This window comes from Deltaproteobacteria bacterium, assembly GCA_019308995.1.
Taxonomy (GTDB): domain Bacteria; phylum Desulfobacterota; class Desulfarculia; order Adiutricales; family JAFDHD01; genus JAFDHD01.
This window is the reverse complement of record JAFDHD010000003.1, coordinates 1-12667: the sequence shown is the minus strand read 5'-3', so window position 1 is coordinate 12667 and position 12667 is coordinate 1. Positions and strand designations below refer to the sequence as shown.

Below are 12667 nucleotides of genomic sequence, written 5' to 3'. Positions count from 1 at the left end.
CTCAATAGATTGCTTTGCAGCAGAGGTATTGAGCCTCGCAGCAGCCAAGGAGAATAGTGATGCAGAATAGAAAGATAGGATTCGTCTCCACACGTCTTGCAGGCACAGACGGCGTTTCTCTGGAAGCCTTCAAATGGACGCAGGTCCTTGAACGAAATGGATACGAATGCTTTGCCTTTGCCGGGGAACTGGACACTCCTCCTGACCACTCCTTCTTGGAACCGAAGGCCCATTTTGCCGATCCTGAAATCGCGGAATTGCATGATGACTGTTTCGGCCCCACGACCCGTAAGTCCACTTTATCCGGGAAGATACATAAGCTGAGGAATTTCCTTAAGAAGAGGCTTTACGAATTCTGCCGCGAATTTGACATTGATCTTTTAATCGCAGAAAACGCCCTCACCATTCCGATGCATATCCCTTTAGGCATGGCCCTCACTGAATTTATTGCCGAAACAGGCATGCCGACCGTGGCCCATCACCATGATTTCGCCTGGGAGCGGGACAGGTTTCTAATCAACGCTGTCCAGGATTACATTGATTATTCTTTCCCTCCAAACCACAACTGCATTCGCCACGTGGTTATCAACTCCAAGGCTTCCCGGGAACTGAGTTATCGCCGCGGAATAAGCAACGTCGTTATCCCTAACGTCTTTGATTTCGGCAACCCGCCTCAACCCTCAGCCAAGCAGGAAGGCCTCCGTGAGGAGCTCGGATTTCAGGATGATGATCTCTTTGTGCTTCAGCCGACCAGGGTTGTGCCGCGCAAGTGGATCGAACGGGCGATTGAAATGGTAAGTCTCATGGACTTAAAACGTCCCCGCCTGATTGTCTCACATAAGATTGGTGACGAAGGGGATCAATACATGCAAAGGGTCATGGAATACGCCCAGCGTTTAAAAGTGAAAATGGAATGCATCGGTGACATGGTTGATTCAACCCGGTGTTTTAACTCCAGGTCTCATGGGAAATACACCATTGATGATGTCTATCAGGCTGCCGATTTGGTGACTTACCCTTCAGGTTACGAAGGCTTTGGTAACGCCTTTATAGAAGCTATCTACTTCAAGAAGCCACTCGTCCTCAATCGCTATACCATCTTTATCGAAGACATCGAACCGTGCGGTTTTAAAGTTATCTCTTTCAACGCCTTTGTCACCAAAAAAATCGTGAACCAGATCAAGAAATTTCTAGATCAAAAAAACCTGGACCAGCTTTTGGAGAAGAACTACCAGCTCGGTCAAACATATTTTTCTTATGAGGTTCTGGAGAAAAAGCTCCTGCCTTTGATCGAAATGCTGTTTTTGCAGACCCATAAACCCAGGGGATAGTGAATAGGACGGTGGAAAGGACTTTGCGCATAGGCATCCTGCATTACTCCTGCCCGCCGGTGGTAGGCGGCGTCGAAGAAGTAATCAGGCAACAGGCCTCAGCGCTCAGCCGCAAAGACCAGACGGTCTCCATCCTGGCCGGCATGGGCGGGGACTCGTGCCAAGGCTGCCCGGTGCGCATCGAACCCTTGCTCGGTTCCCAAAATGATCAAATCAACAAAGCGCATAAACAATCCTGGGCCGGACATCACAGCGAGTTGAAGCAGCCCACGATTATGATCCATGAAATCCTTTTGGACTGGTCCCGTGAGCTTGACGTGATCCTGGCCCACAACGTCCTTCAGATGCCTTTCAACCTTCCGCTTGCCCTGGCTCTGAGGCGCTTGGCCGCCTCAAAAACCAGCCCGCTCGTGGTTAGCTGGGCCCACGACTCCCCATACTTCAGTTCCTCGCCCCCGGATTTTTTGAGCCATCCACCGTGGGCGATCCTCAATCAGATCCATCCAGACATATATTACGTTACCATATCAGAGTCACGAAAACGGATGTTCAAAGAACTAAGCGGAGGCTCCTGGAAGGTGATCAGCGATGGGATAGACCCGAGGACCCTTTTCTACCTGGATCCAAAATCCGTGAGGATTATGGAAAAATTTGAGCTGTTCTCCCGCGACCTCGTCATCATCCAACCTGCCCGGATAACGCCTCGTAAGGACATTGAGCTATCAATCCACATTATTTACGGCTTTAAGAAAATGGGCCTTAATGTACTTCTCCTCCTGACCGGGGCCTATGATCCCCACGAAGTCAAGGCTCTACCTTACTATCGCCGTCTTAAATACTGGATCAATGAACTCAGCCTTAATGACAATATTATCTTCCTGGCCGAACAAATGTCTGACGGCGGAAAAATTGAGGCCCCGACGCATGCTATCGTCCGCGATTTCTACCTCCTGGCCGATCTCCTTCTTATGACGAGCAAAGACGAGGGCTTTGGGCTACCGCTCCTTGAAGCGGGCCTCTTAAAGCTGCCCATCGCCTGCTCAGAAATCCCGGCTTTTAAAGAAGTGGGAAAAAATATTTGTTTCTTTGGACTGGATGACCCGCCGCTCTCTATTTCCGGCCGGATTATTGAATATCTGGACCATATTCAGACACACCATATGTTCCGCAATATAATGCGCCATTATGTCTGGGACATGATCTGCAAAAACGATTTATTACCTTTCCTGCGCCAGATAATCAAAGAGTGAGGTCGGCCCGAGTGGCGAGTCGGTTTAGCGCGTCAGAGAGAATGCCGTTTAAAAACTCCATCTGAAAAAAATCGTCCTTTAAGCCGGAGATGTTTCGAAGCTATTCCATGTTCAGACTTCCCGCCCAGACGGAAAGTTCGGGAATATTGTTTTTTCTAAAATAGGCTTCTATCCCTTCCAGTATCTTGAGTGGGGACCGGGGATCAACGAAGCTGGCCGTGCCAACCTGGACGGCCCTGGCCCCGACCAGTAAAAATTCAAGCGCATCCTCGGCGGTCATAATGCCTCCGCCTCCGACCACCGGCACATGCACGGCCTGCGCCACCTGCCACACGAGCCGCAAGGCTACGGGCTTGATGGCTGGCCCGGAAAGGCCGCCAACCACGTTTTTCAAGGCGGGCCGCCGGTTTTCAAGGTCCACGGCCATGGCCGGGATGGTGTTGATCAAGGAAATAACATCAGCCCCGGCCTCAACCGCGGCCTGAGCCACTGTCACAATATCTGAAACCATTGGAGTCAGCTTAACCATGATCGGCTGCCTGGCTGCCTCGACCACAGCCTGAACCACACGGGCCGTATCTTCAGGGCTGGCGCCAAAGGCCAGCCCCCCGGCGGCCACGTTGGGACAGGAAATATTGATTTCGATCATGGCCACCCCTTCGGCTTCTCCAAGCCCTTCAGCCAAGGCAGCGTATTCTTTAACCGACTCTCCCAAGATATTGACGACCACGGTCACACCCCGCTCCACCAGCCACGGAAGCTTGTCCTTTAAAAAGGATTCAAGGCCCACGTTTTGCAAACCAATGGCATTGAGCATCCCGGCCGTGGTTTCCACAATGCGAGGCGGCGGATTCCCAGGCCAGGGTTTGAGTGATAGGCCCTTGACCACCACGGCCCCCAGCAGCGCAGGATCGCAAAAATCCGCCAGCTCCTGACCGTAACCAAAAGTTCCTGAAGCGGCCAGGACCGGGTTCTTGAGCACTAGCCTCCCCAGATCCACACTCATATCAGGTCGAGCTACCATCTAACCTCCTCAGCCGAAAAGACCGGCCCTTCAACGCAGGCCCGAGCGTAAACCGGCTCGTCCCGCCCGCTCGACGCCAGTTCGACCGCACAACTTAAGCAAGCCCCCAGTCCGCAAGCCATATGCGCCTCCAGAGAAACCTGGGCCGGCGACCCGGCTTCTCTGGCTAAGACAGCGACCTGAGCCAGCATAGGCCGGGGGCCGCAAGCAAAAATTGAGGCAGGACCGGCCTTTAAGGCCGCAGCCAAGGGTTCCGTCACCATGCCTTTCGGGAAACGAAGACCATCTTCCGATATTACAATTATCTCCCCGGCGTAAGAAGCTTGTCCGAGCAGCCCCAGAAAGGCGTCCACCTCATCTGAGGTGCGGGCGCCATAAAAGAATTTACTTGGCTGACCCGTAAGGGCCTCTGCCAGGGCGATCATCGGCGCCAGACCAATTCCCCCGGCCGCGAGATAGGCCTGAGTATCCCCAAGATGCAGATTAAAGCCTCGACCCAAAGGACCCACAACCTCCAGCTTGTCGCCAGGGTCCATCCTTTCCATCAGCCTGGTCCCCATCCCGACCACACGATAAAGCAGAGAAATTTCACCCGATGGACCCAGCCGATGCAAGGAAAAAGGTCGCCGCAGCAGGGGGCCGCCCTGCCTCCATCCAGGTCCGGTCTGAACCATGATAAACTGGCCCGGCTTTGCCACCGCCGCGATCTCAGGAGCCTGAAGCCTCATCAGAAAAGTTCGCTCCGCCAAACGCTGATTTTCCAGCACGGGGCAGACTTTGATAAATACCTCGGCCAAGTTTGTTCCCCTTAAGCCAGGCCTGCCATCAGGCCGAAACGGTTGCTGAGCTTTTCTCGTCGAAAAGAAAAGAACGCATCATCGCACACGGTGCATACCTCAGCGACTTCGATGTTTTCCGACCGCACACCGGCGGCCGTCAGTTGATCCCGACTGATGTCCCAGAAATCAAAGTGCTGGTCCCTGATGCGGTACTTCCAGAATTCTGGAGGCAATTCCTCAGTATAATTATCGAACTCAGCGCAGCATGGCCCCAGCGAAGGACTGATTCCGACTAAAAGATCTCCCGGCCGGACCCTGAAATCCTTCTTCAGCCTGAATACCGTTTTGCCCAGAATGTCGGCCACGCTTCCCCGCCACCCATTATGAACCACTGCCACTACATTTCTCGCCGGGTCGAAAAGCACCACTCCTTGACAGTCCGCCAGAGTAACCAGCAGTCCAAGGCCTCGATCAGCCGTAATGAGCGCGTCGAATCCGCCTAACGCCTCGCCCCCAGAATCGGAATCACAATCCGACTCCGTTCCAACCACCAGGGACCGGTCGCCGTGAACCTGTTTGGCACAAACCAGACGGTCAAAACCCACCGCCCTGCTCACCAAATCAAGATTGGCTTGAACGTTAGCCGCGGAATCGTGAGGCCCAAAGGCCAGGTTTAAACCCTGGGGGCTAATCCCACCGACCCTGGTAGTCACTCCATGAACCAATCCGGGGAATGAGTCATATAGCTCGAAACGGTAAAAGGTCAGACAGCTTTCCTGGCAGAGTATCATCTTCCTGCTTATACCACCAAATTTGAAATAGCCGAATCAGATTCCTGGCGCGCCCATGCGGCCAGTTCAAGATATTCATGTCCTTCCCTAGTTCGGCCTCGTTTAAGGCAGCCCTGGCCGTAGATCGTGGCCTTGTGGATCAATTCGACTCGCGCTGCTTTGGCCTGCGGAAGGGATAAAGTCCCGGATCTTAAAAGCTTGAGTATGGCCTGAACCCTGTATTTATCAAGAGCCGGGGTAGTCCGAGAAAGCTGGTCATAGTGACCGCCGGTTTTAACGACCAGCGGCTCATCCAGGAGATAGACCGGATAGTGCGCCGCGATGCGCAGCCAGAGATCGTAATCCTCGCAGGCCGGAAGGCTTTCGTCAAATACACCCACGCGGTCAAAAAGCTCTTTCCTGATCATCACCGCTGAGGGACTGACGAGGCAGAGTTCCAGAGAACTAAGGAAGATATCGCCCGAAGGCTTGGCATGCTTTTTCCCGGGATTTACCCTTTGTCCCCGGCGATACCAGACCTCCTCGGTCTGGCAGATAAAGGATCGAGGATGTTGACGGAAAAAATCTACCTGCACCGTAAGTTTTTCCGGGAGCCAGTAATCATCCGAGTCCAGGAAGGCGATAAACTCACCTCTAGCCGCAGTCAGACCTTGATTTCTGGCTGCGCTCACGCCGCGGTGCGGCCTGGTAAGCAGGATCACACGGTCCTGGTAGGCGGCCAGGGCATCAGCCGTCCGGTCCGTTGACCCGTCATCCACCACGATCAACTCGAAGTTCCTGAAAGTCTGGCTTAAGACCGAATCTATGGCCCGGGGCAGCATTTCGGCCCGGTTGTAAGTCGGAATAATGACGCTGACCGCAGGGGACATTAAGACAACGCTTCTAAGCTTTAACTTTGTTGATGAACATAACCTCATCCAGGGGGATTTTGGGCACGGTGATTACGCCACTCTCATCCCGCCAGTACCGATAGGTATCTGACCTGTCCACGTACACCGGTTTTTCATCCGGGTATCCCAAGGCTATCACGAGATTCGGCGTGAGATGCTCTGGCAGATTGAAGAGCTCCGTTACTTCCTTGCGGCCAAAGGACAGCAAGAGGCAGCCGGCCACGCCTTCGGCTAAACCGGCCAGCAGCACATTCTCGGCCGCAAGCCCCACATCATAGTTATAAACTGCCTTGGCCCCCACCCGCTCGTCTATCAGAAGAATAATATAGGCCGCGGGTTCATGTCCCGGCGGCGGGTCGCCATCCGGACGAATGTGAGCCGCCCACTTGAGGGTCGAAAAAATCTTGGCCCGCTTTTTTTCTTCGGTTACAACCAGGTAACGAAGCGGCTGGAAATTCGCCCCGGACGGGGCCAGGCGGCCTGCGTCCACCATTTTCTTCAGGACCTCAAGAGGCACAGGCTTTGGTTGAAAGCGGCGGACCGAGCGCCGAGACCGAATTAACTCATGGATATCCATTGTATCCCTCCTGTTGATCTTGCACGAGCGCCAAAGGATTAAACGAGGTTTGCATTCACCTCATCCGGTTAACCACCACACCCAGGAAACCAGTCCGGCCAGGAGGAAATCGGCATCCACCAAGGCCTCAAAAAAGGTTCCAATAACGAGCCTCTCCCGCTGGTACAAAGCCAGGTAAAAGGCGGCGTATGCCGGTAAAGCCAGAAGAAATAAGGCCAGTGAAGGCATAAACTCCAAAAGCCAACCTCCGACCAGAACCACAATTAAGAGACCATTCGTCACGGTCAGGAGAGACAGGGTTCTTTCTTCGCCGACAATGATGGGAATTGTCTCCTGGCCTACGATCCGGTCGCCCTGGATATCAAAAATCCCACCCAGAGAACTCCGGATAAAGACCAGAAGGAAGATAACCACAGCGACCAAAACCGTAGACCAGGTCACCGCTCCCCCGGGCGCCAGGGCCGGTATGAGGCTGAGGCTCAAGGCCCAACCTGCCGAGACGGATAAGGTCTTGGATGCCGGGATGTCCTTCAGTTTGGTCACCCTGGTATAGGACCCAAGAAAACGAGGCATAATCCGAATGGGGTAAAGAAAACTGACAGCGCCTGTAACCATAAAAAGGATAAAAACACCAAGGCTGATCTTAAAACCCAGCACCAGACAAATCAGCCCGGAAAACATGCCCAAGCTAATAAGTAAAATTTTATGAGATTCCAGGAAGAGAATCCGGTCCGGATCATTATATTTCCCGGCTTCCTTATCCAGGAAGAGATTGAGCATGTGCATGGCGTGGACATAGAAAAAGGTTACGGCGAAAAGCTCAAGGCTGACGGACAGACCCTGAAGCAAGGCCCCGGCCATACAGAGCGAACCTGCGCCCAAGGCCACATAAATATTGCTTAAGAGCAGAACGCGCAGTATGCGGCGAGAAATGTTGCGCAAGGATAACTCCCGACTGCTGGCTACCCGCTCCAGCTCCCGGACGACCCGTTTGATCATCCAGTTGGGGGTCGAGGCCCCGGCGGAAATCCCGACTGTATCCACGTTGGCCAGCCAGCCAGGATCCAGCTCGTCCTCGGTTTCGAGATGAATGGTTTTCAGGCCCTCTGCCTGGGAGACTTCAGCCAGGCGTGCGGTGTTGCCGCTATTGTGCCCTCCCACCACGACCATGGCCTGAACCTCATGAGCGAGGCGTCGAACCTCCTCCTGACGACGATGTGTAGCTCCACAAATGGTCGTAAAGATCAAGGCCTCGGGCCAGCGGGCCTTCACCGCCTCGACCACCTTCTCAAAAAGTCGTTTAGTCTGGGTGGTCTGGGCGACCACAATCACCTTATCGAAATCCGGAAGCGTTTCGACTTCGGCCTTGCTTTTCACCGCATGCCCTTTTCCGTCCGCATACCCCAGCAGACCGATCACTTCCGGGTGATCAGCGTCGCCAACGATGATGGGTGTATAGCCCATTTGCGCCTGCTTGTGAATGATGGTCTGGACGCGAATCACCCGAGGGCAGGTGGCGTCAATGATTGATAAACCCGCGGCCTCAAGGGCTTTAGCTTCCCCGGGCGGGATGCCGTGAGCTCGAATGATAACGGAACCACCATTAACCTCGGCCAGGGAGTCCGTGCCAGGCTCAAGGATCATGAGTCCTTTATTTTCAAGCATTTCCAGGACCTGAGAGTTGTGAATGAGGGGACCGTAAGAGTAGATTGGGCCTTCTCGCCTGTTGAGGGCCTCCAATATCATCTCCATGGCCCGGCGGACCCCCATGCAGAAGCCCGAAGTCTTGGCCAGCTTAATCTTCATCCCGCCGCGGCCTCCGCATCCATTTTCTGACCGGCCTCGAGCTCGACAAAATATTCGTCTAGGATGTTCATGAGCTCTTCAAAATCCTTGACCTGATTGATCCGATCTCGAAAGGCCGCTGAATTCCTCAAGCCTTTAGTGTACCACATCAGAATCGTGCGCAACATAAAGACAGCTTTCGGGAGACCAAAGTGATCCCGAAGCATCCTGGCATGCTCTCCTGCCGTTCTGAAACGAGTTTTAAGATCAGGCTCCATCATCGGCCGGTTTTCCAGCCGGGCCAGAGATTGACGAAATATCCAGGGGTTGCCAAGCGCGGCCCGGCCGATCATGACACCGGCACACCCGGTTTGACTTAACATTCGAACGACCTGGTCAGGAGAGGTTACGTCACCGTTGCCGATGACCGGGCCGGGAAAAAGCTCCACCAGCCGAGCGATCTTGGACCAGTCCGCCTTCCCGGAAAATCCCTGGACCGCCCAGCGGCCATGCAGAGTTATCCCGTCCACGCCGCAGTCAGCCAGGATGGACACCAGATCGAAGATTTCACCAACCCCTGGCTTCCACCCGATTCGGGTCTTGACCGTGAGTGGTAGAGTCACGGCTTGACGGACCTGGGTCAGGATTTCCTTGATCAGACCAAAATCCTTAAGCAAGGCCGCGCCGGCGCCATGGCGCACAAGCTTTCGCACCGAACAGCCCATATTAATATCTATAACATCCGCTCCGGCCTCCTGAACCAGCGCCGCTGCCTGAGCCATCCATCCCGACCTGGTTCCAAAGAGTTGAACCGCCAGGGGGTGCTCCTCTGGAACACTCTGCATGAGCCTGATTGTCTTAGCTCCACCCTGACACAGACCTGCGGCGCTGATCATCTCGGTCACCACCAGGCCCGCACCATACTGCTTGGCCAGGAGGCGAAAAGGAAGATTGGTCGCTCCAGACAGGGGAGCCAAAACCAGGGGATTATCAAGGCTTAAGCTCCCAAGTTTGAATCCATGAGTATTCATAGTAATCAACCTGACCGGGCAGCGCCAGGAACCAAAAAACGAGTTATGGCTTACGCTTAGAAATTATGAACATTTTGAGTATAATTCTTATCATCAGGGACTGATTTTATCATAGACCATTGCCTTAAGATATTCAATCCAAAGTCAGCTGTAGGTGGGCATTGACAGTGGTCGGTTGAAATTGTAACCTTACTATATGGAAGTGCTTAGTTCCCTGGTGGGGCTCCTGGACTTCAAATCCAGTGGCGGGCGCTGGAAACGTCCGCGGTGGGTTCGATTCCCATGCACTTCCGCCATTTTTTTTCAAAGGTAAAAGCAGGATATTGGGTGAGTAGCGCTTTTAAATTCTGATCTTATTTACAGTTCAACCTTCTCCAATAAACGTCTTTGACTCAAAGTCTTGAAATCTGAGAGCGGCTTTTCAATATCCTCCCGGCGGACCATGCTGATGGCGCCACTAGGACAGGACATGGTGCAAACACCACAGCCGATACACCAGTCATTATCTACGTTCGGCCGCTCATCGTTCATCTCAACAGCTTTAACGGGGCAGGCGTCAACGCAAGCCCCGCATCCAGTGCAGTTATCATAATCTGTCGCCCGGATAAACTGGCAGGCCATTAACAGATCTCGAGGGATACGGCGACGACTCAAATTGCCCAGTGACCAGCAGCAGCAGGGACAGCAATTACAAGCATGCTTGATTTCTCCCTCCATGACGTTGTCAGCAAAGTGAACACATCCGGCTTCCTCAGCCTTGAGGTTGATGGCCATTGCTTCGTCTTTAGAAACCAGGCGTCCGATTCCGACATCAATAACGTACTGTGCCAGGTCGTCGTATTTCATGCATACGTCGAGAGGGTATTTGCAGGGAGCGCGACCCTTGAGGCGGGACATGACTCTGCAATTGCAATTAACAACCGCGATAGCTGTGGTTTTCGCAATTACTGTCTCCAGGCTGGCGTAAGGTAATACTGACTGCTTGTTGAATTCAACGCTCTTGTTTATAGGAATCCAGCGGTAGACCTTGGAATCAGGGCCTCCGAAGGCCTGAATGAGGACTTCCGGACTTGAATGTTTCATGCTAAGCTCCGCCATCTTGCGGGCATATACCGTGTCCTCGTTTGGCCAAAAAATGGCCTGCGGCATTCCATAACCGAACTGGTGCAGGGCGTATCCTTTTTTACCGTGGCCGTCATTACCTTTGAACAGCATCCCCTGAGCTGCAAGTTTATCCAGAATTAACTTCAATTCATGCTCAGAGCAGTCTATATGCATGGTAATTTCGTTTAAAGCAACCGGCTCGAAAGGCGGGATCCCGGTCGGTAAGGTCAGGAGGATCTCGGCCTCTTCTGGACTCAGGCTCTCCTGAAGAATCTTTACGAGATAGTCATTATTCGGAGGGCCGATGGCTAGGCCAGACATGTGGGAGGCTAATTTTGTATATACATTTTCCAGCATAAGTTTACCTTCTATGACCTTATATAATGACCTATTCTCCCAAAATCCATCTTGAAAATCAATTTCTTTTTAAAATTCGGACAATACTCAGCCTTTGATTTAACATTTCAGCCATGACTCTCTGTTAGCGGCCCCGCTCAAGGATCGGCCAATAATATCAGGTCAAGGCAAAAACGGTCCTGGCCGAAAAGTCCGTTGCAGGCAATGTCTTATTGTTCGCTCTAGGCCAAGTCTTCGGAAGAATTTCCATATAAATGTCAGCCGCCGCTGACTCTTCTTTTTCTAGAGAGCTTCGGGTGTGAACTTAAATAGGCTTGACAAGAGACGTCGTTTTTTCTAATTTTCTTTATATCCTTGAAGCAACAATTTAGATTCCAGTGCCATTGACCCCTGGCAGATGGTCATGAAGTATCCTCCAAAGAAACGCCATTAATGAATTTCCTTGAGAAAATAGTGACTATTTGGCCCCAGGCCCTGATGTCTCGGACACATCATTTGCAATTTATTTATATGTTTGAAAACTGAAGGATAAAGAAAAAAATTTAATTTAATAACCCTCAAATAAAGAAAGGTAATAAATCATGAATGACGAAGTTTATCACAAGCTGGCCAAGGTCCTCGATACTCTTCCAAACGGTTTCCCTTCCACTGAAAGCGGCATAGAGATCAAGCTGCTGAAGAAAATTTTTACCCCTGAGGCAGCCGATCTCTTTTGCGACATGAGGTTGACCTTTGAGACCGCAGAGCAGATCGCCGAACGCACGGGCCGTCCCCTGGAGGGGTTGGATAAGATATTATCTTCAATGGTGGATCGAGGACAGCTCTGGGGACTCACGTTGGGTGATGTCAAGCTTTACAAGATGCTGCCTTGGCTTTTTGGAATTTTTGAGATGCAGCTTCCTCACCTTGACCAGGAGCTTGTGGAGCTGAACGAGGAGTACTACCCTATCTTTGGTCCACAGTTCTTCAAGAACCAGCCGCAGCAATTCCAGATTATACCCATCGAAAAAGAGATTCCCAACAAACAGGAGGCCCTGCCATATGAGCAGGTTTCCAATCTCATTGAAAACAGTAAATCCTTTTTTGTTCAAGAATGTATCTGTAAAAAAGAAAAGCATATGCTGGGACAGGGCTGTGATAATCCCATCAATGTCTGCATGGGCTTCGCTCCGGTGCCAGGGATTTTCGATGATCCAGGCAAAGGCCGCCGCGTTATCTCCAGGGAGGAAGCCTACGCCATTCTTAATCAAGCCGAAGAGGCCGGACTCGTGCACCTAACCCACAATATGCAGACTGGCCTGTTTTATATCTGCAACTGCTGCGGGTGCTGTTGCGGCGTTTTAAATGGCATCACTAAATTGGGGATCAATGCGTCAGACGTCGTTAATTCTCACTATTACGCCAGGATAGACCCGGACGAATGCACCGCCTGCGGCACCTGCGCCGATGAACGCTGCCAGGTGAACGCTATTGTAGAAAGAAAGGATTACTACGAAGTCATCCGTGAAAAATGCATCGGCTGCGGTCTTTGTGTAAGCACCTGTCCTTCCGAGGCCATTGAACTGATTCACAAGACCCCGGAAGAGCTGGTGTCTCCCCCTGAGAATGAGGCAAGCTGGTTCGAGGAGCGGGGACGTCAACGCGGGATTGACTTCAATGTATTCAAATAGTCTGCCTGCCGTTGATCTCAAGAAAGGAAAGACGCCTTTCTTTATACATAGCCAAGGATGAGGCGGGCATTAGATTTC

At 52.3% G+C, this 12667-nt stretch carries 11 protein-coding genes and 1 tRNA gene; 4 read left to right on the top strand and 8 right to left on the bottom strand.

The window, feature by feature from the left end:
• Positions 1–59: 59 nt before the first annotated feature.
• Entirely contained in the window at positions 60–1331 is a 1272-nt protein-coding gene (locus JRI95_01240) for a glycosyltransferase family 4 protein (GenBank protein MBW2060166.1), read from the top strand.
• 11 nt (positions 1332–1342) lie between these two features.
• Complete coding sequence (locus JRI95_01235) at positions 1343–2581, top strand: glycosyltransferase family 4 protein (GenBank protein ID MBW2060165.1); 1239 nt, start codon at positions 1343–1345, stop codon at positions 2579–2581.
• A gap of 100 nt (positions 2582–2681) precedes the next feature.
• Here JRI95_01235 and JRI95_01230 read toward each other — a convergent pair whose 3' ends face one another.
• Genes JRI95_01230 through dusB form a run of 7 tightly spaced genes read right to left on the bottom strand, consistent with a single transcriptional unit; the run spans position 2682 to position 9458 of the window.
• Positions 2682–3605 carry a dihydroorotate dehydrogenase gene (locus JRI95_01230; GenBank protein ID MBW2060164.1) on the bottom strand — a complete coding sequence of 308 codons (924 nt, stop codon included), beginning with the start codon at positions 3603–3605 and terminating at the stop codon, positions 2682–2684.
• On the bottom strand, positions 3599–4402 hold the full coding sequence (locus JRI95_01225) for a dihydroorotate dehydrogenase electron transfer subunit (GenBank protein MBW2060163.1): 804 nt from the start codon (positions 4400–4402) through the stop codon (positions 3599–3601). Before JRI95_01225 ends, JRI95_01230 begins: the two co-directional genes overlap by 7 nt.
• Positions 4403–4413: 11 nt before the next feature.
• Positions 4414–5175: a laccase domain-containing protein gene (locus JRI95_01220; GenBank protein MBW2060162.1), complete on the bottom strand. Its 762-nt coding sequence runs from the start codon at positions 5173–5175 to the stop codon at positions 4414–4416.
• An 8-nt stretch (positions 5176–5183) separates the two neighbouring features.
• A complete protein-coding gene (locus tag JRI95_01215; GenBank protein ID MBW2060161.1) occupies positions 5184–6044 on the bottom strand; it encodes a glycosyltransferase in 861 nt (286 codons plus the stop codon).
• 13 nt (positions 6045–6057) lie between these two features.
• Complete coding sequence (locus JRI95_01210; GenBank protein ID MBW2060160.1) at positions 6058–6642, bottom strand: nitroreductase family protein; 585 nt, start codon at positions 6640–6642, stop codon at positions 6058–6060.
• A 60-nt stretch (positions 6643–6702) separates the two neighbouring features.
• A complete protein-coding gene (gene ispH, locus JRI95_01205; protein MBW2060159.1) occupies positions 6703–8448 on the bottom strand; it encodes a 4-hydroxy-3-methylbut-2-enyl diphosphate reductase in 1746 nt (581 codons plus the stop codon).
• The gene (gene dusB / locus JRI95_01200; protein MBW2060158.1) at positions 8445–9458 is read right to left on the bottom strand and encodes a tRNA dihydrouridine synthase DusB; all 1014 of its coding nucleotides are present in this window, start codon (positions 9456–9458) and stop codon (positions 8445–8447) included. Before dusB ends, ispH begins: the two co-directional genes overlap by 4 nt.
• Before the next feature lie 198 nt (positions 9459–9656).
• Here dusB and JRI95_01195 point away from each other — a divergent pair.
• Positions 9657–9754 (top strand) — tRNA-Sec (locus tag JRI95_01195).
• A 61-nt stretch (positions 9755–9815) separates the two neighbouring features.
• Here JRI95_01195 and JRI95_01190 read toward each other — a convergent pair.
• The gene (locus tag JRI95_01190; protein ID MBW2060157.1) at positions 9816–10919 is read right to left on the bottom strand and encodes a 4Fe-4S binding protein; all 1104 of its coding nucleotides are present in this window, start codon (positions 10917–10919) and stop codon (positions 9816–9818) included.
• A gap of 581 nt (positions 10920–11500) precedes the next feature.
• On the opposite strand from JRI95_01190, the gene JRI95_01185 reads away from it, so the two are divergent.
• Positions 11501–12589 carry a 4Fe-4S binding protein gene (locus JRI95_01185; protein MBW2060156.1) on the top strand — a complete coding sequence of 363 codons (1089 nt, stop codon included), beginning with the start codon at positions 11501–11503 and terminating at the stop codon, positions 12587–12589.
• Positions 12590–12667 lie beyond the last annotated feature (78 nt).

Excerpts from the sequence above, each read along its gene's own strand:
- dusB (MBW2060158.1), bottom strand. The coding sequence starts at position 9,458 with ATGAATACTCATGGATTCAAACTTGGGAGCTTAAGCCTTGATAATCCC.
- JRI95_01185 (MBW2060156.1), top strand. The coding sequence starts at position 11,501 with ATGAATGACGAAGTTTATCACAAGCTGGCCAAGGTCCTCGATACTCTT.
- JRI95_01240 (MBW2060166.1), top strand. The coding sequence starts at position 60 with ATGCAGAATAGAAAGATAGGATTCGTCTCCACACGTCTTGCAGGCACA.
- ispH (MBW2060159.1), bottom strand. The coding sequence starts at position 8,448 with ATGAAGATTAAGCTGGCCAAGACTTCGGGCTTCTGCATGGGGGTCCGC.
- JRI95_01230 (MBW2060164.1), bottom strand. The coding sequence starts at position 3,605 with ATGGTAGCTCGACCTGATATGAGTGTGGATCTGGGGAGGCTAGTGCTC.
- JRI95_01220 (MBW2060162.1), bottom strand. The coding sequence starts at position 5,175 with ATGATACTCTGCCAGGAAAGCTGTCTGACCTTTTACCGTTTCGAGCTA.
- JRI95_01190 (MBW2060157.1), bottom strand. The coding sequence starts at position 10,919 with ATGCTGGAAAATGTATATACAAAATTAGCCTCCCACATGTCTGGCCTA.
- JRI95_01210 (MBW2060160.1), bottom strand. The coding sequence starts at position 6,642 with ATGGATATCCATGAGTTAATTCGGTCTCGGCGCTCGGTCCGCCGCTTT.
- JRI95_01215 (MBW2060161.1), bottom strand. The coding sequence starts at position 6,044 with ATGTCCCCTGCGGTCAGCGTCATTATTCCGACTTACAACCGGGCCGAA.